This window comes from Rossellomorea sp. QJM3NY_18 (assembly GCF_056173145.1).
This window is the reverse complement of record NZ_CM149659.1, coordinates 4195989-4219820: the sequence shown is the minus strand read 5'-3', so window position 1 is coordinate 4219820 and position 23832 is coordinate 4195989. Positions and strand designations below refer to the sequence as shown.

The 23832-nt window shown below is 44.8% G+C and carries 23 protein-coding genes and 1 riboswitch; of the genes, 14 read left to right on the top strand and 9 right to left on the bottom strand.

The window, feature by feature from the left end:
• Positions 1–22 precede the first annotated feature (22 nt).
• Together AC0VXY_RS21650 and AC0VXY_RS21645 are read right to left on the bottom strand one after the other, a co-directional pair.
• Positions 23–280 carry a GlsB/YeaQ/YmgE family stress response membrane protein gene (locus AC0VXY_RS21650; RefSeq protein WP_060674001.1) on the bottom strand — a complete coding sequence of 86 codons (258 nt, stop codon included), beginning with the start codon at positions 278–280 and terminating at the stop codon, positions 23–25.
• A gap of 70 nt (positions 281–350) precedes the next feature.
• Positions 351–1820 (bottom strand): phospholipase D family protein, encoded by a 1470-nt coding sequence (locus AC0VXY_RS21645; RefSeq protein ID WP_475526517.1) that lies wholly within the window; start codon positions 1818–1820, stop codon positions 351–353.
• A 145-nt stretch (positions 1821–1965) separates the two neighbouring features.
• Here AC0VXY_RS21645 and AC0VXY_RS21640 point away from each other — a divergent pair, with 145 nt between their 5' ends.
• From AC0VXY_RS21640 to msrA, 3 genes are all read left to right on the top strand, one after another.
• On the top strand, positions 1966–2637 hold the full coding sequence (locus AC0VXY_RS21640; protein WP_435988898.1) for a haloacid dehalogenase type II: 672 nt from the start codon (positions 1966–1968) through the stop codon (positions 2635–2637).
• A 219-nt stretch (positions 2638–2856) separates the two neighbouring features.
• Positions 2857–3186 (top strand): CHY zinc finger protein, encoded by a 330-nt coding sequence (locus tag AC0VXY_RS21635; protein ID WP_435988899.1) that lies wholly within the window; start codon positions 2857–2859, stop codon positions 3184–3186.
• 40 nt (positions 3187–3226) lie between these two features.
• Complete coding sequence (msrA, locus tag AC0VXY_RS21630) at positions 3227–4165, top strand: peptide-methionine (S)-S-oxide reductase MsrA (protein ID WP_475526516.1); 939 nt, start codon at positions 3227–3229, stop codon at positions 4163–4165.
• 131 nt (positions 4166–4296) lie between these two features.
• On the opposite strand, the gene AC0VXY_RS21625 is transcribed toward msrA, so the two are convergent.
• The 3 genes from AC0VXY_RS21625 to AC0VXY_RS21615 form a co-directional block, all read right to left on the bottom strand.
• Positions 4297–4431 (bottom strand): hypothetical protein, encoded by a 135-nt coding sequence (locus AC0VXY_RS21625; protein ID WP_435988901.1) that lies wholly within the window; start codon positions 4429–4431, stop codon positions 4297–4299.
• 146 nt (positions 4432–4577) lie between these two features.
• A complete protein-coding gene (locus tag AC0VXY_RS21620; protein ID WP_475526515.1) occupies positions 4578–6134 on the bottom strand; it encodes an FAD-dependent oxidoreductase in 1557 nt (518 codons plus the stop codon).
• Between the two features lie 115 nt (positions 6135–6249).
• Positions 6250–7104, bottom strand: a complete 855-nt coding sequence (locus AC0VXY_RS21615; RefSeq protein WP_435988903.1) for a bifunctional 5,10-methylenetetrahydrofolate dehydrogenase/5,10-methenyltetrahydrofolate cyclohydrolase — start codon at positions 7102–7104, stop codon at positions 6250–6252.
• A 46-nt stretch (positions 7105–7150) separates the two neighbouring features.
• A riboswitch (ZMP/ZTP riboswitch) is annotated at positions 7151–7246 on the bottom strand.
• 196 nt (positions 7247–7442) lie between these two features.
• Here AC0VXY_RS21615 and AC0VXY_RS21610 point away from each other — a divergent pair.
• From AC0VXY_RS21610 to AC0VXY_RS21600, 3 genes are read left to right on the top strand one after another with little or no spacing between them, the layout of a single operon-like run.
• Positions 7443–8174 carry an SDR family NAD(P)-dependent oxidoreductase gene (locus AC0VXY_RS21610; protein ID WP_475526514.1) on the top strand — a complete coding sequence of 244 codons (732 nt, stop codon included), beginning with the start codon at positions 7443–7445 and terminating at the stop codon, positions 8172–8174.
• Entirely contained in the window at positions 8171–9190 is a 1020-nt protein-coding gene (locus AC0VXY_RS21605; RefSeq protein WP_475526513.1) for an S-adenosylmethionine:tRNA ribosyltransferase-isomerase, read from the top strand. Before AC0VXY_RS21610 ends, AC0VXY_RS21605 begins: the two co-directional genes overlap by 4 nt.
• 11 nt (positions 9191–9201) lie before the next feature.
• On the top strand, positions 9202–9558 hold the full coding sequence (locus AC0VXY_RS21600; protein ID WP_475526512.1) for a VOC family protein: 357 nt from the start codon (positions 9202–9204) through the stop codon (positions 9556–9558).
• A gap of 8 nt (positions 9559–9566) precedes the next feature.
• On the opposite strand, the gene AC0VXY_RS21595 is transcribed toward AC0VXY_RS21600, so the two are convergent.
• Positions 9567–9719 carry a hypothetical protein gene (locus AC0VXY_RS21595; protein ID WP_475526511.1) on the bottom strand — a complete coding sequence of 51 codons (153 nt, stop codon included), beginning with the start codon at positions 9717–9719 and terminating at the stop codon, positions 9567–9569.
• 158 nt (positions 9720–9877) lie between these two features.
• On the opposite strand from AC0VXY_RS21595, the gene AC0VXY_RS21590 reads away from it, so the two are divergent.
• The 6 genes from AC0VXY_RS21590 (at position 9878) to AC0VXY_RS21565 (ending at position 16938) form a co-directional block, all read left to right on the top strand.
• Positions 9878–10522, top strand: a complete 645-nt coding sequence (locus AC0VXY_RS21590; RefSeq protein WP_475526510.1) for a YczE/YyaS/YitT family protein — start codon at positions 9878–9880, stop codon at positions 10520–10522.
• 246 nt (positions 10523–10768) lie between these two features.
• The gene (locus AC0VXY_RS21585; RefSeq protein WP_475526509.1) at positions 10769–11464 is read left to right on the top strand and encodes a DNA alkylation repair protein; all 696 of its coding nucleotides are present in this window, start codon (positions 10769–10771) and stop codon (positions 11462–11464) included.
• A gap of 108 nt (positions 11465–11572) precedes the next feature.
• Positions 11573–12751, top strand: coding sequence for a MalY/PatB family protein (locus AC0VXY_RS21580; protein ID WP_475526508.1), 1179 nt, complete (start codon positions 11573–11575; stop codon positions 12749–12751).
• 255 nt (positions 12752–13006) lie between these two features.
• Positions 13007–14197: a glycine C-acetyltransferase gene (locus tag AC0VXY_RS21575; RefSeq protein WP_475526507.1), complete on the top strand. Its 1191-nt coding sequence runs from the start codon at positions 13007–13009 to the stop codon at positions 14195–14197.
• A 90-nt stretch (positions 14198–14287) separates the two neighbouring features.
• Positions 14288–15229, top strand: coding sequence for an L-threonine 3-dehydrogenase (locus AC0VXY_RS21570; protein WP_475526506.1), 942 nt, complete (start codon positions 14288–14290; stop codon positions 15227–15229).
• A gap of 452 nt (positions 15230–15681) precedes the next feature.
• Complete coding sequence (locus tag AC0VXY_RS21565; RefSeq protein WP_475526505.1) at positions 15682–16938, top strand: ATP-binding protein; 1257 nt, start codon at positions 15682–15684, stop codon at positions 16936–16938.
• A gap of 54 nt (positions 16939–16992) precedes the next feature.
• On the opposite strand, the gene AC0VXY_RS21560 is transcribed toward AC0VXY_RS21565, so the two are convergent.
• Entirely contained in the window at positions 16993–18354 is a 1362-nt protein-coding gene (locus AC0VXY_RS21560) for a YjiH family protein (protein ID WP_475526504.1), read from the bottom strand.
• A gap of 366 nt (positions 18355–18720) precedes the next feature.
• Here AC0VXY_RS21560 and sda point away from each other — a divergent pair, with 366 nt between their 5' ends.
• The gene (sda, locus tag AC0VXY_RS21555; RefSeq protein WP_224944160.1) at positions 18721–18852 is read left to right on the top strand and encodes a sporulation histidine kinase inhibitor Sda; all 132 of its coding nucleotides are present in this window, start codon (positions 18721–18723) and stop codon (positions 18850–18852) included.
• A 121-nt stretch (positions 18853–18973) separates the two neighbouring features.
• Here sda and AC0VXY_RS21550 read toward each other — a convergent pair whose 3' ends face one another.
• Positions 18974–20287: a short-chain fatty acid transporter gene (locus tag AC0VXY_RS21550; protein WP_475526503.1), complete on the bottom strand. Its 1314-nt coding sequence runs from the start codon at positions 20285–20287 to the stop codon at positions 18974–18976.
• Between the two features lie 970 nt (positions 20288–21257).
• Entirely contained in the window at positions 21258–22772 is a 1515-nt protein-coding gene (locus tag AC0VXY_RS21545) for a BCCT family transporter (protein ID WP_475526502.1), read from the bottom strand.
• A gap of 160 nt (positions 22773–22932) precedes the next feature.
• On the opposite strand from AC0VXY_RS21545, the gene AC0VXY_RS21540 reads away from it, so the two are divergent.
• Positions 22933–23802: a Cof-type HAD-IIB family hydrolase gene (locus tag AC0VXY_RS21540; protein WP_475526501.1), complete on the top strand. Its 870-nt coding sequence runs from the start codon at positions 22933–22935 to the stop codon at positions 23800–23802.
• Positions 23803–23832: the final 30 nt, after the last annotated feature.

The window sequence follows — 23832 nt, the reverse complement described above, 5'->3', positions numbered from 1 at the left end:
CCAGGGGTTTCAGTATTCTTTCTTAATGAGACGTTCTTCTCATTCCTCTTAGAATTAAGCTTAATAAGAATACGAAGATGATCGCTCCCAATAATGCCGGGATGATAGCGATTCCTGCAAGGGACGGGCCGAAGCTTCCAAGAAGTTCCCCACCGATCCATGCACCGATAATACCTGCTATGATGTTTCCGATGATTCCACCAGGAACGTTTTTACCTAAAATTAGACCAGCTAGCCAACCGATGATTCCACCAACAATTAAATACAAGATAATACCCATCTTTTCTTACCTCCATGTAATGTTTTTATGTTGTTAAAAGTTATTTTCCCCTTTTTTCAAATGTCAAAACCTAATATGTTGTCACTTGAAAAATTTTCTGCAGAATATACATGACATACTTAACAGCAGGTAACTTATCCTGATATTTTTCATAGTCAACGGTGTAGGTCCCGTTTTTATTATTCCAAATTCGGTCGAAATAGTCGTCGACTTCGGTCATGGTTTTGCTGTCTGATGGGGCCGTCAGCTTCAGGTTTTCTTCCAGGTTATAATCATCCAGGTTTCGGGATGTATAATTACCCGATCCCCCGATCACGGTACTTTGCTTTTTCCCTTTTACATAAATGAATTTCGTATGATACTGCTCTTTGTTCGTGTTATACCATCTAATGGTGATATGTTCGTTCTCCAGTTTATAAAGCTCGGCTGCAATGGGAAGGTTCGGCAATCCGATTTTTTCTTGTCCAAAGGCGTTCTGGTTCGGGTCCAGTACTAACCGGATGTCAACTTCACGTTCTGCCGCATCCTCAATTGCATCGATGATGTCCCGATCCGCAAGGTAGAACATGCCAATCCAGGCCTCGTCGCCTTTTTTGGCATCATCTAATGCCTTTACCACCCCTTTTTGAATTTCTCTTTCCGTCAGGATCTGTGCGTTGACAGATGTTTCACTTGGAGGTGAGGCTTTGACCGAATCGTTTACCTCTTCCTTTGTAGGGAAAGCATTCAAATTCCCACCTGAAAAATCCGCTACGGCTTTTTCAGCTTTGACCATGTCTTTGATGATGTCTCCTTTAACCTTAAAAGCGATATTCGAGTGAAATCCGCTGGCATCATGTGGGTTGGCGGATAGGATGAGTCCCGAGTCTTCCGAGATGACGACTTTTCGATGGTTGGCTTTCACGTTCAATAGTTTCAAATAGGATCTCATCGTGACCTTCGGGGCAGAAGGGGACATAGGGTTAGGCAGCCACCCGTAGCCATCCTGTCCGAACCATCCTAAAGCGGTCCTCCATACACCGGAATAGATGAGGTTGGGATCCCGGAGGCGGTTCAAATCGGTAAAGACGACCTCAGCGCCAAGCTTTTCCAATGGTTCAATTTGTTTCGCTTGGTGTGACCCGTAAGTCGTGTTGACGACGTCACTGATAAAGACCACTTTCAGGTCGGGCTTCTTTTTCATTTGTTCTTCAATCTTCCTGGACAATGTTTCACTGATCTTCGGATAATCACGGTCACCCTTTGTATAGCCATTTACTAAGAATAAGTCCAAAATGAGAAAATCATCTGCTTCTTCAATGGTTTGATACACCTCATCAAAGATCGATTGATCATAAAGTTCTTTCCCATCCTTCTGATAAGTGAGGTCGTATAAAAATTTTACGTCACTCTCCGGTATGGTATAAGTATCGCTTGAGTATGAGATTCCTGGTGGTAAGGGCTTGATGCGGTTGTAAATCATCACCGCTGTCAGAATCAATATGATGGCTCCCCAGATCCACCATTTTTTCTTCTTATACCACTTTTTCTTTGTCTTCAAATGAATTCCCCTGTTCTACTGTTTTTTCTTACTATACCCCCAATGCCTCTGGGAGAATCCACATGATTTGAAGAAAATGGATTGTGAAAGTTTACATTCTGGGAAATAGTCTATTATATAAGGAGAATCTGGGAGGAGTGTGTGTATGTCAAATCTCAACATAAAAGCTTTTGTATTCGATGCCTATGGAACGTTATTCGATGTTCATTCCGTTATTGAAAAATGCAATGAACTTTTTCCTGAGAAAGGGGAGGAAATCAGTCAGGTTTGGCGGCAGAAACAATTGGAGTACAGCTTCCTGCGTCAGTTGATGGGAACGTATACGACCTTTTTCTCCATCACGAAGGATGCCCTTCATTACGCGTGTGTACAAGTCGGGGTCGATCTTACTGATGAAAAAGAGAAGGTGTTATTGGATGCCTATCTGGAATTAACTCATTATGAAGAAGTGGAAAGTGTACTGGGGGAATTATCATCTCATCAAACCGCGATTTTCTCCAATGGTTCCCTGGATATGCTTTCACCGCTGGTTGAGCAGTCGTCGTTTGGTCCCTTATTGGATGAAGTGTTGACAGTGGATGAGGTGAAGCAATTCAAACCAACTCCGATGGCTTATCAGCTTGTCCTGAAAAAGCTTGGAGTCAAAAGGGAGGAAGTCCTGTTTATGTCCTCTAATCCATGGGATATAGCAGGGGCCGCTAACTTTGGTTTCCATACGGCTTGGATCAATCGCCAGGATAAGGTGATGGATGAGCTGGGTGTGAAACCTGATTTTGTCTATCGTGATTTGAACGGAATACTTGAGCATAAGAGCTAGGAACAAGAGGCTGATCTTCTTACGTCGTGAAAGACATTAGAAGATCAGCTTTTTCTTTTATCGACAGTTTCGGGGAACTTCAAAAATCTTCCCACTCCCTTTCCGTTTAAATTCATTGTATAGTACAGGTAGATCATTAGACTGATTTCCTTTCTTTTTTGAGAGGAATACGAATCCTAAATATAGAAGACTACTACATACTGATTGGGGAGGAAAATCATGACTGAAAAGCTGATTCCGGTATCCGGCGTAGAAGTGGATTCTAAAACAAAATGCAAGCATTATCGAACACCAAAGGATATCATCGCCATTAAATTCAAATGCTGTAACACCTATTACCCTTGCCACTCATGTCACGAAGAAGTGACAGATCATGATCCCATTCTCTGGTCTCCGGAAGAGTGGAATACGAAAGCGATTCTTTGCGGGGAATGCCATAATGAACTAACGATTTTACAATATATGAACTGCCAATCGGTCTGCCCGCATTGTCAGTCTTCCTTTAATCCTGGGTGTCGGAACCATTACCACCTTTATTTTGAAGGGTGAAGGACAGCGATGTTTCACGTGAAACGAAGGGAATGATGAAATGGAAAAGGCGACGTTTGCAGGAGGTTGTTTCTGGTGTATGGTGGAACCCTTTGAGAATCAGGAAGGAATCGAAGAGATCATCTCCGGCTATACTGGCGGGGATACGGCAGATCCAACCTATAAAGAAGTGACGTCAGGCGAAACCGGTCATTATGAAGCAGTGCAGATACTATTTGATCCTGCCTTGTTTTCGTATGAGAAACTACTGGATCTTTACTGGCGACAAATTGACCCAACAGATCCCGAAGGACAATTCAAAGATCGGGGAAGCTCCTATCGGACTGCGATCTTTTATCACAATGAGAGTCAAAAAAAGGTTGCGATGGACTCTAAAAAAGAATTGGAGAAGAGTGGAAGGTTTGCAGACCCCATTGTGACAGAAATCCTCCCTGCGAGGGAATTTTATCCTGCGGAAGACTATCATCAGGATTTCCACAGGAAAAACGCTTTCCGATATGCGCTTTACAAACGCAGCAGGGAAGATTTCCTGAAGAAATATTGGCCAAAGGATCGATCCTATTTAAAAGGGCAGCTAACAGAGATGCAATATTTCGTCACCCAGGAAGATGGGACGGAGCCACCATATGAAAACGAATTCTGGGAAAACAAAAGAGATGGAATATACGTGGATATCGTGTCAGGGGAACCCCTCTTCACGTCGAAAGATCAGTATGACAGTGGCTGTGGGTGGCCCAGCTTTACAAAGCCGGTCATGGACGCAAGCGTCAGCGAACGATACGATCTCTCCCATCGTTCCACCCGGATGGAAGTCAGGAGCAGAGAAGCGGATTCCCATCTGGGCCATGTATTTTCGGATGGACCGGGTCCCAAAGGACTTCGATACTGCATCAACTCTGCAGCTTTACGGTTTATCCCTACAGAAAAACTTGAAGAAGAAGGATACGGTGATTTTCTGTTATTGTTTTCTGGTAAGTAAAGCCATGCCGGCCGCCACGGTTAGCCAAAGGACTTCAACCAAGAGGAGGAAGAATCCTCCTTGCAAAAAAGAACAACCGGAAGCAGATGATGTCCCACTGTTTCCGGTTGTTGGTTATCTATGACAGGTTCCTACTTTTGTGGTCGGTTTTTCTTGGCATTTTCCTGCCCGGTTGTAAATTCGACTAATTCAGAACTTGTGCGATTTCCTCTTTTAGCATTCGTGTTGCTTTGAGCATTGCGGTTACCTTTTTTTGTGCGTCCCATTCAGAATCCCTCCCAAAATAGTCAAGCATCTATAGTGTAAGGAGTTACGCAGGAAATATTCTTCTGTATCATGCGACAAAATATGTCAGATACCTTGGTTTTTCAGTTTATTTCCCAGGCTATATTCGACAAAAACCTCATTTTCTCTAGAGGTCCGTCCCTCCATCGTTTAATTCGAACCTTGTGAGGGGTTTCTTGGCAGGGCCTTCGATGACGTCTCCGTCAATGGAGAAGCGTGAGCCGTGACAAGGGCAGTCCCAGGTGTGGTCTCCGTGATTCCATTCGGTTTCGCAGCCGAGATGGGTACAGGTTGTGTCCACGACATGCAGTTTTCCGGATTCATCCCGGAACCCTCCACATCGGCGTCCGTTCAAATTGACGACATCGCCTTCCCCTTTCTCAAGGTCCTCGGGCTTTTTAGATGGGATTTGCAGTTTTCCTTTAATGAGCTTGCCGGCTACATTGAGATTCTCCTTGAAAAAATGCTTGATACTTGGGTCAGCGACAAACCTCGAAGGTAAGTAGATGTCTGCATAAATGTGATGATTTCCTAAGATCTGGTCAGAAAGAATCTGGCCGGCAAGAGTACCGGAAGTCATGCCCCACTTATTAAAACCTGTTGCCACAAAAATCGAGGGATGCTTTTCCGTCAACTTTCCGATATAAGGCACTTTATCAAGGGTGATCAAGTCCTGTGCGGACCAGCGATACCTTATTTCCTCTACACCGACAACCTTTTCTGCAAATTCCTCTAGTGCCCTGTAGTGGTTCATCGTATCTTTTCCTTGCCCCGTTTTATGTTTATCCCCGCCGATCAGAATGAGTTTTTCCCCATTTTCATCCACTTCATAGCGGAGGGAACGAGTTGGATCTTCTGCGCTGATATACATGCCTCCCGGATAATCCTTGTTAGCTTTCACCCCGATGATGTACGAGCGTTCTGCATGCATTTTCGTGAAATAAAAGCCCATGCCATCATAAAAGGGGAAGTGGGAGCAGATGACGACGTATTCACTATCGAGATGATAACCGTCAGAGGTGACAACCTGAGTGCTGTCTCCTTCATTGATGGTCTTGGCAGGGGTTCCTTCATAGATTTGGCCGCCCAATCCAGTGTAAGAATCGATTAGGGCTTTAAGATATTTCAATGGATGGAATTGAGCCTGTTTTTTCATCACCACCGCCTTTTTGATATCCAGGTTGAGAGGGATATCTTCTTTGAGTTCACCGGTAATATCCAACTTCTGATACGCTTCATATTCCTTTTCAATCTTCTCTGCATATTGGTCTGATGTTGCATACACATATGCGTCTTCTTCTGAAAAATGACAGTCGACGTTTTCGTTATGAATGGTGTCCTTGATGAACTGGATAGCCTTGGTTTGGGACAGATAATATTTCCTTGCGAACTCTTCCCCGAAATGCTGGATGAGTTCATCATAAATCAACCCGTGCTGTGCGGAAATTTTGGCGGTTGTATGACCTGTCGTGCCGTTCAAGACGTGATCAGCTTCTATGAGGGCAACCTTCTTCCCGCCTTTTGCCAACAGGTAAGCAGTAGTGATCCCTGCCATCCCGCCTCCGACAACGGTCACGTCTACTTTAATATTTTGATCCAGCTTTTTAAATAGGGGGAGTTTAGTCGTTTCTCTCCAGTAGGGTTCCGGTGTGTTGAAAAATGCATTTTGTTGGTGTGTATCCATATGAACGCTCCTTTAACTTTCTATTCCTTACCATTCTCTCCCGAAATGAAGAAAAAATAAGTAAGAATGAAGAAAAAAAGAGACCGGCTCAGCCAGTCTCTTAATGGATCGCTTTTTATGAACTCTGCAGAATGCGATCATCTTTCTCTGCAGATTCAACGGTTTGTTTTAACAGCATGGAAATCGTAACAGGGCCCACTCCGCCTGGAACGGGTGTGATGGCACTGGCCTTTTCATAGCATGCTTCATAATCAATGTCCCCGACGTTCCCCTTGTTGTAGCCGGCATCAAGTACGACAGCACCTTCTTTTAACCATTCCCCTTGGATGAAGTTCGGTTTGCCGACAGCTGCCACGACAATATCTGCAGTAGCGAGAAGGTCAGGGAGATTTTCTGTATAGGAATGACATGTCGTCACGGTAGCGTTCCGGTTCAATAACATCATGGAAACGGGTTTGCCCAGGATCGGACTCCTTCCAACCACGACGGCATGTTTCCCCTCAAGGGAGACTTCGTAGTAATCAATGATGCCCATGATGGCCGCCGGAGTACAGGATGGATATTCACCAAACCCCAATGAATTTTGACCGAACCCGAGGCTCGTGACCCCATCCACATCCTTTTCAATGGAAATCGCTTCAAAGGCAGCACGTTCGTCGATATGATGGGGAACGGGGTGCTGTAAGAGAATCCCATGGACGGAAGAGTCATCATTCAACTCCCCGATCACGTCAAGCAGTTCTTCTGTAGTCGTTTCTTTAGGAAGGTGAATGCGCCTCGATTCCATTCCGATCTTCGCACAGGCATTTCCCTTCATCTTGACGTACGTCGCAGAAGATGGATCATCTCCGACCAGCACCGTTGCAAGACACGGAGTGATTCCCTTCTCCTTTAGTGCAGCTACTCTTGATTTCAGGCTTTCCTTAATTTCAGATGCAACAAGTTTCCCGTCTAATACTAGTGGTTCCACTGCAATCCCTCCTGATTAGAGTAAAAAAAGACAAGGGTATCCCCTTGCCTTCTGCCCAGGCGAACGGCTTTGGCTCATGTTTTGTAAAATTCGCAGCTCCCTTGTGGTTAATTCCACATTTTCGCCAGTCACTGCTTTAATTATCTTCAAACTCATTGTAACACGAATGTAAAATGTATTTCCAGTATTAATGTTCGTGTTTTTTATCGAAATACATCAAAAGACTGAGAGGGTGCTACATCTAATTTTCTATATGGTTCAACTCCGAATAGACGATTTTTTACCTTCGGAAATTCCATACACTGGGAGTAACAAGAGAAATGAAAGGGGTATGGAATATGTTTGAACATAAAGTCGTCATGATAACGGGTGCTTCCAAAGGACTGGGGAAGGCATTGGCCGTGAAGTTCGCTGAAGAAGGAGCGAAGGTGGCCATCTGTGCAAGAAACTCAGGTCCACTAAAGGAAGTGGAGGAAGAACTGAAAGTATTGGGAGCTGAAGTTGTGGCTTGTGAGGCCGATGTTTCGAGTGCACGGGATGTTGATCGCTTCGTGTCGGTAACGGAGGAAGTGTGGGGAAGCGTTGATGTTCTGATAAATAACGCTTCTGTGTTTGGACCGGGGCCGCGTCTGTTGGCGGATTATCCAGAGGCGGAGTTTATGGAGGTGCTCAGGATCAATACGTTAAACCCATTTTTAGTAACCAAACGGGTTCTTCCCGGAATGATCAGCAGAGGGACGGGGTCCATCATAAATTTAACTTCAGAAGCGGGCCAAACAGGGTTCGGAGAATGGGGGGCGTACGGTATTTCAAAATTCGCGGTGGAAGGAATGACTCAAACGTGGGCTGACGAGCTGAATGGGACAGGTGTGCGAGTGAACATGGTGGATCCGGGTGAGATGGACACGGAAATGCACGACAAGGCTGTACCTGAATGTGATTATCCCCTTGCGAATCCACATGATCACCTTGATGTCTTTCTTTACCTCGCTTCTGAGGCTTCGACAAAGGAACACGGTAAGAGATTTGAAGCACAGGAGTTTCAAGGGAAAGCGAGGGAGGAGGCATGAATGAACATTCGAATTCATTTCACATCCCCTCCCGTTTGAACGCGACGACACCCATCGAGCTTCAAGGGTTTGAAAGGGATGATGTAAAGCTGATGGTGCTGGACCGTGAGAACGGCAAGTGTGAACATGCTGTATTTAAAGTGCTGCCTGATTTTTTAAATGAGGGGGATGTGCTTGTTTTTAATAACAGCAGAACACTTCCCGCTTCACTCAAAGGGACACAGGGAAACCGGAATGTCCTCGTTCGCCTTTCCCGGAAAAGAAGGGGTAACACATGGGATGCCCTCATCCTTGGGGACTTTCATCAGGCGGGGGAACCAATTCACTTTCCAGGAGATGTATCAGGGCGCATAAAGGGTCAAGGAAGTGAAAGCCCGCTTGTACAGGTGGAGTTCAACAAGGGTGGCAGTGAACTGATGGATTTTATTTTCAGATACGGTGAGCCCATCCGTTATGAATACATCCAGGAGCCTTGGCCCCTGGATTATTACCAGAATGTCTATGGATCGGTACCGGGGTCCGTTGAAATGGCCTCTGCCGGAAGGGCTTTTACATGGAGGCTATTACAAGCCTTAAAGGAAAAAGGAGTGGGCATTGTGTTCATCCAGCTCCACGCAGGCTTGAGTTACTATGGAAATGATCGCTGGCCGATGCCAGAGCACCATCCCGAAGACTATCAGGTGAGTTCAGGAGCGGTAGAAGAGATACTTCACGCAAAGGATCGGGGGAAGAGGGTCGTCGCAGTGGGTACGACGGTTGTACGGGCACTTGAGACGGTCATGATTCAGTACGGGCAGCTGCAGCCGGCTGAAGGTGTCACCAATCTGTATATATCCGGCGATACACCCCTCCAAATCGTAGACGGCCTCATTACAGGGCTGCACGAACCGGAAGCGAGTCATTTGAATCTCTTAAAGGCGTTCATGTCAGAGGACAAATTGCGTCATGCCTATCAAACGGCACTGGCAAAAAACTATAAATGGCATGAATTTGGGGATATGAATATCATTTTGTAAGGAGAATGGATATGAGACTTCATCATATAGGGATGAATGTAATGAGCCTGGAGAGATCGAAGGAGTTCTATCAGACTCATTTTGGGTTTGAAGAAGAAATGATTTTTGAGTGGGGCAGTGAAAGCATCCTGTTTTTAAAAAAGGGGGATTGCCGGTTGGAGCTCATAGAGGAATCTGGGGATGGTGAGGGCTCGGCATGTGCATTCCTTCATATTGCATTGGAAGCAATGGACCTTGAAAAGGAAATAGGATTCGTAAAGGAGAAGGGGTTGATGCCTGTGGAAGGCCCCCTTCTTCTTGAAAATGGATGGAAAGTGGCTTTTTTCTTTGGTCCCGATGGAGAAATCATTGAAATGATTGAAGAGTAGAGGATGGTTTATTGTTTTTGAGAGAGTGAGCCATCCTGAATCCGGCCGATTTGTCCGATAATCCAGCCGTTTTTCGTGAAAAACCAGCGGGAATAGCCATAAAACCAGCCGTTTTCGGCGAAAATCCAGCCAAAACCCCAAGAAATCCAGCTAATTAACAATAAATGTAAAAAACAATAGAACGCACGCGCAACAACTCCCCCCTTACTAAGTTATCCCCACCAAACCCATAGGCTTTCTGAAATTTTTTTGTCCGGCATTCTGTGATACAGTTATCCGGGTAATAAATGAACTGACTATGATGTAGGAAGGGATTTTCATGAATAAAGAAAAGAGTTTACGCTGGTCGTTTTTCTTTGTGGGACTGCTCGTACTGTCGTTTGGCATCAGCTTGACGATCAAGGGGAAAGACCTTGGAATCGGGCCTTGGGATGTATTTCATTATGGGTTATTCAAGCAACTTGGTCTGACGATCGGGACGTGGTCCATCATTGTGGGCTTCATCATCCTGTTTGTGACAGGTGTCGGGACCAGGTCATTTCCTAAAGCCGGGGCTTTTATTAATATGCTGTTAATTGGCATTTTCATAGATGTATTCAATTTTATACTGCCTGATCCTCATTCGCTTGTGGCTCAAACCATCGTGTTTGCTATTGGGATCGTGGTGATCGGATATGGAATCGGTCTGTACGTATCAGCGGACCTCGGAGCGGGGCCTCGGGATAGTCTCATGCTGCTGGTCGTTGAGAAAACGGGTTGGAGAGTTCAATGGGTTCGGAATGGAATGGAAATCATCGTGTTCTTCTTCGGATGGTTATTGGGCGGACCAGTCGGGATCGGTACCGTGATCATCGCACTCGGACTCGGTTCCATCGTTGGATTTTCACTGCCTCAAAGCAAAAAGCTGCTTCACTTTCTCATTGCAAGACAGATGACAAAACGCGACAATCCTTTAGCAAGCTAAGGGTTGTCTTTTTTTACATTCTAAAAGGTATTTCAAACGATCGTCCAGAAGTATGAATAGAGTTCAGGTAAGCGGGATCTATTATGTGAGAAGGAATGGGTGGGAGTATGAAAGAGCTTGTAGACTATTGTTGTTTCTGTCAAAAGCCTCTCTATTGTTTGGACGGTTTCTTTAACGGTGTCCAAACCGGGGATGGAAAGAGCTGTTGTTTTGAATGTGAGGAACGTCAAAAGGAGGAGACGTTACATGAGTCATGAGTATGCTGATAAACTGATTGCTCTATTGAAGGATCATCAAAACAGTGAAAATCGGGAAGCCATGGAAGCTTATATGAGGAATCAATTTGAGTTCTTTGGCATCAGGAGTCCGGAACGCACTCTCTTGCTCCGTGATTTTCTGAAGGAGAATGGCAAACCACCTATTGAAGAATTGCCGGATATTGTCCGTTCACTCTGGTCTCGGCCACAGCGAGAATGCCAATATGCCGCTCTCGGCCTGATCGATAAACAATCAAGGTACTTAACAAAAGAGCATCTTCCCCTTTTGGAAGACATGATCGTAACGAAATCCTGGTGGGATACGATTGATCATATTGCTTCCAATCATGTAGGGAAAATCTATCGTAAAGAAGAAGATGAAACATACTTAGAGAAATGGATTCAATCGAATAATATGTGGTTGAACCGCATCGCCATACTCCATCAATTGAAATATAAGGACAAAACCGATGAGGCTCGCCTATTCAGATACATCAAAATGCACCATCAATCCAATGAATTTTTCATCCAGAAGGCCATCGGCTGGGCCTTAAGGGAGTATTCAAAAACGAATCCAGAAGCGGTGGAAAATTTCATTGCTTCAGAGGAGCTGGCTCCACTAAGCATACGAGAAGGATTGAAGCATGTGAATCGAAAAGCTAAGGTGGAGAAAACGGTAAAGTAGCAAGGGGTCCCGCAAAGAGATAAGGGGAAATTCCTATTTGTTTGTATTCACCCGGGCCCCAATCTAGTATAAAGTAAAGAAAGATAGATTCGAGAGGGGCATTGGGATATGAATTGGAATGATTGCATCGAGAGAACGAATACTCACTCCGTTAAATGGTCGTTTCCAAAAGGGGATGTGATCCCTATGTGTATAGCAGATATGGACTTCCAGGTTTCTTCTGCCATTGTGGAAGCACTGAACAAGAAGGCTCGGCACGGCATTTACGGCTATACGACGTTTAGCGATCGATACTTTGAGTCCATTATGTCATGGTGGAAAAGGCGATTCCAGATGGATATTGATAAAGAATGGATCAGCTTCAGTCCCGGGATCATTCCCGGAATCAATATACTGCTGTCCGTGCTGACTGAGCCTGGAGACGGTGTCATCATTCAGGATCCGGTTTATTATCCTTTCTATAGCACGATTGAGAATCATGGCTGTTCGGTGGTGAAGAATACTTTGCTCTATAAAGATGGTATGTATTCCATCGATTTCGACGATCTGGAAGAGAAAGCGAGTCGCTCAAGAACCAAAATCCTTATCCTCTGCAGCCCGCATAACCCTGTGGGGCGGGTGTGGACGGCTGAAGAACTGAGGAAAATCGGTGATATTGCCAAACGTCATGATTTATGGATCATCTCCGACGAAATGCACGGAGACTTAGTGTACGAAGGAAATGAACATATTCCTCTCTTTAAAGGGGATGAGAGTCTGTTGGACAGAAGTATTCTATGTGCAGCTCCAAGTAAAACGTTTAATATAGCGGGGCTGCAAACCTCCATCCTCCTTATTCCCAGTGAAGACGTAAGGGAGAAGTATCAGGACAAGCTCACCGGCTTTGGGTTAATGCGGCCGAATGTGTTTGGAATCGAAGGCACGATCGCGGCTTATGAGGAAGGGGAACCGTGGCTGAAAGAGCTCCTGATGGTGTTGGAAGAGAATAAACAGTATGTAGAGAACTATCTGGGGCAGCATCTGCCGGAGCTTAGAGCCATCCAGCCACAGGCCACACATCTGATCTGGATCGACTGTACCGGGTTGGATATGCAAGGGGAAGAGCTTTGCAGATTCTTCTTAGAAAAAGCCCGGGTCAAATTTGACGAAGGCTTCAAATTTGGAGAAAGCGGCCAATCCTTCGTCCGAATGAACATCGCCTGTCCCAAGGAACGGGTCGGCCTGGCCCTGAGAAGAATGCACGAAGCCATACTCCAACACCGTCTCGAAGGCAAAATAGTTAAATAACGGACTTGGATGAACAGAAGTGACGGCTTTTGTTCATCTTTTATTTTTCGCCAAATAAAATCAACTAACTTCAACCATTAGGGGAACACTAACATTAACCCGAAAACTGAAGATAATTTTTGTCCATCACGAAAAAACATGTTAAACTAAAAAATAGAATAATCCTTAGAAAACACAAAGAACCAACTGATAAATATTGTATTTTTGGAGTGGACATTTGTTTTTAAAACGCTTACATAACAGGAGGACGAGTATATGACAAGCAAGACATTAGATCACTTTCTACAAGAGAACCTTGAAGATTTAAAATCACGCGGTTTGTATAATGAAATCGATCCATTGCAAGGAGCTAATGGACCGGTGATCACCATTAACGGGAAAAAGCTCGTGAACTTATCTTCAAATAACTATTTGGGACTTGCTACAGACGAACGCCTGAAAAGGGTTGCCATTGAAGCGGTGAAAGAATACGGTGTTGGAGCAGGAGCTGTCCGTACCATCAACGGTACGCTGGATCTTCATGTGAAGCTTGAGGAAAAGCTTGCGAAATTCAAAGGAACAGAGGCAGCGATCGCTTATCAATCAGGATTCAACTGTAATATGGCAGCCATCTCAGCTGTGATGGATAAGAATGATGCCATTCTTTCAGATGAACTGAACCATGCATCCATCATTGACGGGTGCCGTTTATCGAAAGCCAAGATCATCCGTTTTGGTCACTCCGATATGGAAGATCTTCGTGCGAAAGCGAAAGAAGCTAAGAATTCCGGTCAATACAATAAAATCATGATTATCACAGACGGTGTATTCTCAATGGACGGGGATGTATGTAAGCTCCCTGAAATCGTTGAAATCGCTGAGGAATTCGATATCATGACGTATGTAGACGATGCTCACGGTTCAGGTGTCCTTGGTAAAGGTGCCGGTACGGTCAAACATTTTGGCCTGTCTGATAAAGTGGACTTCCAAATGGGTACATTATCGAAAGCGATCGGTGTAGTCGGCGGATATGTGGCGGGAACACAAAACCTGATCGATTGGTTGAAGGTCCGTTCACGTCCATTCCTATTCTCCACATCTCTGACACCTGCAGATGTGACGGCTTGTACGGAAGCCCTTGATCTTATTATGAATTCAACGGAACTTCAGGATAAGATGTGGGAAAACAGCCGTTATTTGAAGGAAGAGCTGACGAAGCTTGGATTCGATATCGGAAACAGTGAGACACCTATCACGCCTGTGATCGTCGGTGAAGAACAGGTAACGCAGAACTTCAGTAAGCGTCTCTATGAAGAAGGGGTTTATGCAAAATCAATCGTGTTCCCAACTGTACCAAGGGGAGCAGGACGTGTCAGAAACATGCCTTCCGCTGCACATACGAAGGAAATGCTTGATCAGGCGATAGCAGCATATGAGAAAGTCGGAAAAGAAATGGATATTATCTAATCAAACAGTACAAACCGTATAGGGCGCGACTTACATAGCCGTCCCTATATGTTTACGATATCACCAAAGGTAAATGCAGGAGGAAAGACGATGAAAAAGATTTTAGTAACGGGTGCTCTTGGACAAATCGGTTCTGAGCTCACCAATAAAATGCGTGAAGTATACGGTTCAGATAACGTTATCGCAACGGATATCCGTGAAACGGATAGTCCGGTTGTGAAAAATGGACCGTTTGAACAACTTGACGTCACCAATGGCGAGAAAATGTTTGATATTGCGAAAACACATAACGTGGATACGGTCATTCACCTGGCCGCGCTGTTATCCGCGACGGCAGAAGCGAAACCGCTTCTCGCTTGGAATCTGAACATGGGCGGACTTGTGAATGCCCTTGAGACGTCAAGAGAATTAGGATGCCAATTCTTCACACCGAGTTCCATCGGAGCATTCGGCCCATCTACACCAAAGGATTCCACACCACAGGATACAATCATGCGCCCAACGACCATGTACGGGGTGAACAAAGTATCAGGCGAGCTTCTTTCAGATTACTACTTCACGAAATTTGGAGTGGACACCAGAGGGTTGCGCTTCCCTGGACTTGTTTCATATGAAACCCTCCCAGGCGGTGGAACGACGGACTATGCTGTAGAAATCTACTACGAGGCAATCAAGAATAATGAGTATACTTCCTATATTGGTGAAGGTACTTACATGGATATGATGTATATGCCGGATGCCCTCAATGCGATCATCGACCTGATGGAAGCGGACGGTTCAAAGCTTGAGCATCGCAATTCCTTCAATGTGTCAGCCATGAGCGTGGCGCCTGAAGACATCGCCGGAGCGATCCGCGTTCATCAGCCGGATTTCAAGCTGGATTATCACGTCGATCCCGTTCGCCAAAGCATTGCTGAGAGCTGGCCAAACGCCATCGATTCAAGTGCAGCCATGAAGGAATGGGGCTTTAAAGCGGAATACGATTTAGCGAAAATGACATCAGATATGCTGGGTAAATTGAAAACGAAATAAGAGAAAGGATCCCTGTGAAACCGTTCATGGGGATCCTTTTTTCACTGTTCAAAATGTCTTAGAAAATACGACAAAAAGTGACAATATCTGATAGGTCCATGATATAATGAAAGAGAGAGTTCCCTTTTGTGGAAAAAAATGGTGAAAACGCTTCTCGATTATGCCAAACTTCAGTCCCGCCATCGTGTCTATATTTTCAAATGAATATTAATATCTGAAATTTCAGACCGAACGTGTTGACTTCGTCAATCGGACCCAAGTTATGCTGCGCATTCTCCCAATCAATTAACGGACGATTACTTGGTTTGGTTTAATTAGGAGGGTGGTACATATGAACTATATAGGTATGGGAGTCTATGTCCTCTTTTATATCACATCGATTGGACCCTATATATTTAATTTATTTTGAATAAAAAGTATGAGTGAGACGGGTGACTAAAATGATTGAGAAAATGAATCGTACAAAGACACATGCATTTCACAATTTAATCATGATCATGATGGCTCTATTCGTGTTTCAGATCCTCGCTATACTCATGCTTGATAAGCCTTGGAACATCATCGCTTCACTTCTTCTGGTGAGTGCGGCAGCAGCGGTTCTCCTCTTCCTGTTAAAGGAAGGAAATCGGTTTATGCTAAAGCACCAGAAATTATTAGAAGAAGAAAATCAGCTCTCGACCCTTCTTCATTCGCTACCCGATTTTGTCTGTTTCAAGGATGGGGAGGGGCGCTGGTTGAAGGTGAATCAGTTTGGACGTAAGCTGTATAATCTTGAGGACATTGATTATGTCGGCAAGACGGATAGGGAGCTGGGCAAGCTGGTTCCATTCTTTAAAGACGCCTTTGACTATTGCATCGATTCCGATGAGGAGTCATGGAAAGCAGAACAAGTCACCCGATGCGAGGAAGGGTTTTATCTTCCAAACGGAGAGTTCAAAACCTTTGACGTCATTAAAGTCCCTTTATTCCATTCGAATCAGGAACGAAAGGGACTGGTCATCATCGGCAGGGATATTTCCCAACAGAAGATTGCAGAAGAAATGCTGTTAAGAAAAGAGAAGCTTTCCGTTGTGGGGGAACTTGCGGCAGGGATCGCACATGAAATCAGAAACCCCCTTACAAGCATCAAAGGCTTCATTCAACTGTTGGAAGAAAACGAGCATGTATCCGGCCACTACCTTAAAGTCATGTCTTCTGAAATGGACAGGATCAATCAAATTGTTGGGGAGCTCCTCATTTTATCCAAGCCTCAAATGAGGGAATATCAACCTTTTGATATGAGTGACGTCCTGAGGTATGTGGTCAAGGTCATGGGGCATGAAGCCCTTCTTAAAGGCATCACATTGAACATCCAACTACCATCATCCCCGATTCATGTGTTCGGGGATAAGAATCAATGCATACAAGTCTTTATCAATATTATTAAAAATGCCATAGAGTCGATGGTTGAAGGGGAAATCGATGTCGACTGGAAAATAAGGAACGAGTCCATTCATATCATCATCGAGGATGAAGGGACAGGTATCCCTCCAGATCGATTGAAACGACTGGGAGAGCCGTTCTTCACACTGAAGGAAAAGGGCATGGGACTCGGGCTTACCATCAGTCAAAAAATTATCGAAGACCATAAAGGATCCCTTCAGATTGATTCTGAGGTGAATAAGGGAACGAAAGTGGAAGTGACGTTTCCGGTGGTTCAAAAGCATTAATACTTATTCCTATCAAAAAACCCAGGTTCGGATCCGAACCTGGGTTTCATATTTCTAAAAGATCATATGAGCAATCGCTACAATCACAAGTAACGTCAAAAATGTACGTTGCAGGAAGATGATGACCAGATCCTTGAAATCGACCGGGATCTTGGAACCAAGGAGCAGTCCGCCAACTTCAGACATGTAGATCAATTGTGTGACAGATAAGCAGGCGATGACAAAGCGCGTCAGCTCACTTTCAATTCCCGATCCGAAGATGGCCGGTAGGAACATATCAGCAAACCCGACAAGGATGGAGCGTGATGCTTCCGTTGCTTCCGGGATTTGCAGAAGCTCCAGGATCGGAATAAGCGGCATCCCAATGTATTCAAAGAACTTTGTGTTCTCGGCAACAATCAGGGCCGTTGTCCCGATCGCCATGACGATCGGTGCCACCCCCATCCACATATCCAGCACATTTTTCATTCCATCTGTGAAGAACTTCGAGGCACTGTTGTTGTTTTTCGCCTGTACAAGGGCCTGCTCGTAGCCATAACCGACACGGCTGTACCCTTCAGGGATCTCTTCCATCGTGTTTTTCCCTTCCTGACCATTGAAATACGTGTCAGGTTTACGGGATAAAGGCGGGATCCTCGGCAGGATAATCGCTGCAAGAAGTCCTGCGGCAGATACGGTCAGGTAAAATGGAATGAAATATTCCCCAAGATTCACCTGTGAAATGACGACAAGGCAGAAGGTGATGGATACGACTGAGAAGGTTGTCCCGATGACCGCTGCTTCCTTCTTCGTATAATAACCATCTTCATATTGCTTGCTTGTCAATAATACGCCGATCGTACCGTCCCCAAGCCACGACGCTAAGCAGTCAATGGAAGAACGACCCGGAAGGCCGAATACAGGACGCATAATTTTCGTTAAAAGTGCACCGAATAATTCGAGTAATCCGAAATTCAATAATAGCGGCAGGAAAAGTCCTGCAAAAAGAAATACAGAAAAAAGAATAGTAAGAAGTCCGTCCGCGTTTAATAGAAGTCCCCCTGTTGCATCTGACCAGACCCACTCAGGCCCTAGCTTAAACAGAGTCATCACGGCAAAGATGGCGCCGACTACTCTGACAACGGCCCATACAGGCCTGACATCGAATAGACTTGTAAAAAACGGTGATTTTTCAATGAAATCCGGGTGTGCGAGCTTTGTGATGAACGTGCCGATGACCGTCAGGATGATCAAGCCTGTCATAATGGAAGGTACATAGCTGCCGATCCAATCCTGTAGAAGCCCGGATAAGACCGCGATCGGTATCGTAATTCCGTCTTTCCCCGGGATCGGTATCATAAATAGAAAAACTCCCAATAAGGAAGGGATGATAAATCGTAAATGACTTGTTAGTGTAAAGCGATGTTGCTGATTCATAAATTCACCTCAGAAGTAGTAGTAACGGAAAATGAAACATTATTCATTTTAATGCATACATATAAATTTGTCCACAGAAAGTTAGAGGAAGGGAATGTATGTATCCCTCAGTAGGTTTTCCCAAAGGAAGGCGGGGTGAAACATAAAGTATTAATAATATCCAGTAAATCTATAATATCAGAAAAGAAAGCGCTATCTTTATGTATGTTTACCATTTTACTAAAATTTTATAAAATTTCAATAATAACATGAGTAGAAGGTGAATATCGAACTAAAAAAAGATTTTATAATTTGAAAATATGGGTTTAACCTCTGTTTATGTGGGTATAAAGAATTCATACCTTAGATGGTCAGGAGTTGTAATCGATGACATCTTTAACAAAACTTACAGAAGAACAGTTGGCCAATGTCTACCAATTGGCGCAGGAAGAAGGATTGGAAGAAGAATTTATTGAGATGTTAGAAGGAGAGCTGGAGAGAAGGGAAAGTGTACGATAGAAGGTAAGCGAATATAAAAGATAATGAGCTTCTATACATACCGGCCGGTCTCTTAGGAGGCCGGCCTTTTTATGGTTCCAGGTAAAAAACACCATCCGGAAGAATAGCACTGCTTATTCCATTATAAAAATAGTAACCCCAGTGAAATGACCACGCCACTGATGACAAGGATGATCACACAATAGCCCATAATATCCTTTGCCTTCAGTCCTGCGATGGCAAGAGCCGGCAAAGCCCAGAATGGCTGGATCAAATTGGTCCATGCATCACCCCATGCAACGGCCATGGCAGTTTTGGCGACCGATGCATCAAGGGTTTGAGCGGCATCGAGCATGATTGGAGCCTGAACAGCCCACTGTCCGCCACCAGAAGGAACGAAGAAGTTGACAATCCCTGCGCTCAGGAAGGCGAAGAAATAAAACGTCGCATCATTTGAAATCGATACAAAAGCTTCACTCATGACGACAGCGAGTCCGGATGCAGTCATCATCCCCATGATCCCCGCGTAGAAAGGGAACTGGATGACAATCCCGCTTGCTCCTTTAATGGCCTCTTGTACAGCCGCAAGGAAGCGCTTCGGCGTACCGTGAAAAAGAATGCCGAGAAAGAGGAACAGAAAGTTTACGATATCTAAATTTAGTGCGAAACCATTTTTAACAAAGTATGAGAATAAGAACACAATTCCGAGCACCGCCACAATAATCGATAAGATCATACTATTTTCAAGCTTATCGGCAGGAGTCATCGCTTCTTTTTCAAGGGTGGCAGCTGTCTCATTGAAGAGCTCGGGGTCAACCGTTATCGTCTCTTCTTTCGATGGCATTAACATCCTGTTGGTGATCGGAAGGACGATAAATAATGCTGCAACGATGATGAGAGTGGACGTGGCAAAGATGGTTTCATTGGTCGAAATGACCCCGATCAAATCCTGAAACGGATGACCATCAGTCGCAATCGAAAGCGGAATCGATCCTGAGAACCCTGCATGCCAGACGACAAAGCCCGAGTATGCACTGGCGATGAGCAATCGGTAATCGACGCCCTTCACCCGCTTGGCCAATTCTTTTGCAAATAATGCCCCGATGACAAGTCCGAATCCCCAGTTGATCCAGCTTGCAATCATGGAAACCACGGTCACGATGACGATGGCAGAACCAGGAGATTTGGCAAACGAAGCAAGAAACCCGAGGAACCGTTTAAATAGAGGACTGCTCGCAAGAACGTACCCTGTCACAAGGACCAGTACCATCTGCATGGAAAAGGCAAGCAGGCTCCAGAATCCATCCCCCCAATACTGAACCATCTCAAGACTTGAACTTTCAGTGAAAATGAGCCCAAGGCCGAACACGACCAACGTTAAAATGACCACGAATAAAAATGGATCCGGCAAATAACGCTGCATGATTTTGTTAGATAATGAAATAAGTCCCTTCATCTTCATCCCCCTTATAAAAATATACCTCCATACTATTCTTCTATAGTGATGAATGAAAATCCTTTCATTTTGTGTGAATTATAGAAAATGAAAAAGAGGATGGGACATAACAAAATCCATTTCTTCTAAAGGCGAACAAACATAAATTTAGTTAGGATTGCTTGCTACACCGCTTTTGATTTCCGTGCAAGACTTCGCTTTCCTCGGGCGGAAGGCGAGCCTCCTCGTCGCTTTTCGCTCCTGCGGGGTCTCACCTTTTCCGCTTTTCCCGTAGGAGTCTTCGTCTTGCACTCCAATCAAAAGCTAGATCCTGCTATATATACTGAATGTGCTTTAGCAATGATAACAAAAGGGTCATTCAACAAAATTGGTGTTATCCGTACGCAGACTATAGTTTTCTGATTTTCGATCATTTGGGGTGTGTCGAAGCAGAATGAATCATTCACATCTGTTTAGAAAGAGTATTTGTATAAGTAACGGTTAAGGTCACTGCCACTAATAGAATAACATTTGATGTATGCAATAGGTGAAACGATCTCGACATTACAAAATGATAGTGAAACACTTACGCTTGGAAAGTTGATTGGAGCGGAAGGTGCTCGACTCCTGCGGGAAACGCTGGACAGTCCGAAAAGCGGAAGCGGCTTGACCAGCCCCGACAAGCATAAGATGAATGGGCTAAGAAAGCGTTTTTTGCCTTCTTGGTCCATTTAGCTTATGACCTCGAGGGGCTAGCCGCTGTAGCTGGACAGGTGAGACCCCGCAGGCACAGCTGAGGAGGCTCACCGCCAGCCCCGCGGAAAGCGAGCACCTGTAGCGGAAATCAACCACTACTTACTACATCTTAAAGCAACGATGTTTACGTAAACATCCAATGAAAAATCCGAACGATTTCGATTTTCAAAAAAGAATTTCGAATGATCGTTCGGATTTTCTTTCAACTAAATACTTTTGTCCCAACCTCTAAGGGTTATTTTTTTACAGGACGGGCTTTGCTTTTTTCTTTCCGTAGAAGCCGGAATAACGTCACACACATGAAGATCAGGATGACTGTGAATGGCAGTGCAGAGACGAGAGAAGCGGTCTGTAATCCCTCGAGACCACTGGATACGAGCAATACAGCTGCTATGGCGGCAATCAATACTCCCCAGACGACCTTCACGATCATTGGAGGGTTCAAGCTCCCCTCTGTCGTCATACTACTTAAAATGTATGTCGCTGAGTCAGCCGACGTAATGAGAAAGGTAAAGATCAACAGAATGGATAGGACAGACAGGACCATGGTAAAGGGAAGTTCACCATATGTTGAAAATAAGGCACTCGTCACATCTTTATTGACCCCTTCCGCAATCGAGGTACCGCTGAATAAGTCCAGGTGAAGGGCAGTTCCCCCAAAGACGGCGATCCACATGAGGGCAATGAGTGGTGGAACGACCAACACGCCTACAATAAATTCCCTGATGGTCCTCCCTCGTGATACCCGTGCGATAAAGGCACCGACAAATGGAGACCAGGCGATGGCCCATGCCCAGTAGAAAATCGTCCAGTCCTGTACCCATGTGCCTCCCTGATAAGGTGTGAGACGAAGGCTGTAGCGGATGAAATTCGAAATGTAATCACCGATTCCAAGTGTGAATGTGTTTAAGATAAAGACTGTCGGACCGACGATGAACACAAAGAGCATCAGAAAAAGAGCCAAGGATAAATTGAGATTACTGAGCCATTTAATACCTTTATCAAGTCCTGTTGTGGAGGATGCTAAGTAAAGGATGAGCAGGATCAATACAATCACCAATTGAGTCCATGTGCCACTTCCTATTCCAAAGACGGAACTCAATCCTCCATTGATCTGCAGGATCCCGAGGCCGAGTGAAGTAGCGACACCCATGACGGTTGCAATGACCGCGAGTATATCAATCGTATTTTTAATGCCTTGTGACCCTTTACGTTGTCCGATCATGGGTGTGAGAGAGGTGGAAACGAGTCCATTGTCTCCTTTTCTAAATTGAAAGTAGGCAATGATCAACCCGACAATCGTAAAGACCGACCATTGACTGACTCCCCAGTGGAAAAAGGCATACCCCATTGCGAGGCGTGCGGCTTCTTCCGTCTGTGCTTCCACACCCGGGATCGGAGTTTCAAAGAAATGGCTCATCGGTTCTGCAATCCCCCAGAACACAAGTCCAATCCCGAACCCGGCGGAAAACAACATTCCTATCCATGTGAAGAATGGATACTGTGGCCGTTCCTCATCCTTCCCGAGACGTATTTTCCCGTATCTACTTCCCATAAGAAACAGTAGAAATAGCACAAAGAAAAATACGGACACAAGATAAAACCATCCAAACGAATAGGTGGTGAAACCAAAGGCTGCATTCGCTCCTTGTGCAAAAAGTTTCGGAAAAGAAGCGCCAAAAACAACTAAGATGGACAGAATAATAGCTGAAATCCAAAACACTTTGTTCAAATATGTACGGTTACCCATGAATAATCCTCCTGACGTAATAGACGAGCGTTCTCTTTATTTCTCATACCCTAATTCTTGCAGGGTATTCATATCAGGAGGGTGTTCAGTATAAAACCATAAAAGATTCATGATACAATGGCTAAATTAAGAATATTCAACAACAGGAAGGTGTTTACAAATGATTACATTCATTGCTACAGATATGGACGGAACGCTATTAAATGAAAATCAGGAAATCAGTGAAGCGAATAAGCAGGCTATCCTGGACGCACAGGAGCAGGGGATCGAAGTGGTGGTTGCCACAGGCAGGTCATATGAGGAAGCCCGTTATGTCATACAAGAAGCAGGCATCTCATGCGATATCGTCTGTGCCAATGGAGCAGAAGTGCGGAACAAACAAGGTGATATCATCTATCAGGCAGGGATTGAATCAACGCGCGCAAGAGAGATTGCCGCTGTCTTGAATGAAACCGGCATTTACTTTGAAATCTACACAGATCAGGGTACGTATACGGAAGACTATGAAATGGGAGTCGAATTGATCGTCAACATTTTCACAACGGCCAATCCCGGCGTTTCTGAAGAACAAGTGAGACAAGCGGCCAGGGAACGATTTGAAAAAGGGCATATCAAGCTAGTGGAAGATTACGGGGTCCTATTCGCAGATGACAGCCAGCTAGTCTACAAATTCCTTGTTTTCTCCTTTGATGAGAAGCAGCTGCAGGAAGCGAACGAGAAATTAAGTGAACTTACAGGCATCGCCATCAGCTCATCGGGTAAAGAAAATATTGAAGTGAACAGCCTTGAGGCACAAAAAGGCGTCGCTCTTGAGAAACTCCTCAAGGACAAAGGGTTGTCTCCTGAACATGCCATGGCCATGGGTGATAATCTTAATGACCTGTCCATGATGAAAGTAGTCGGAAGACCCGTAGCCATGGGAAATGCCCTTGAGCAGATTAAGGAATTCTGTCCATTCATCACGGCAACCAATAAGGAAGATGGTGTGGCCAAAGCCATCCAGGAAGTCATCCACCAACCGGCAAAGTAATGAGAACTCCTTCTGTTGTCCATACTGGTA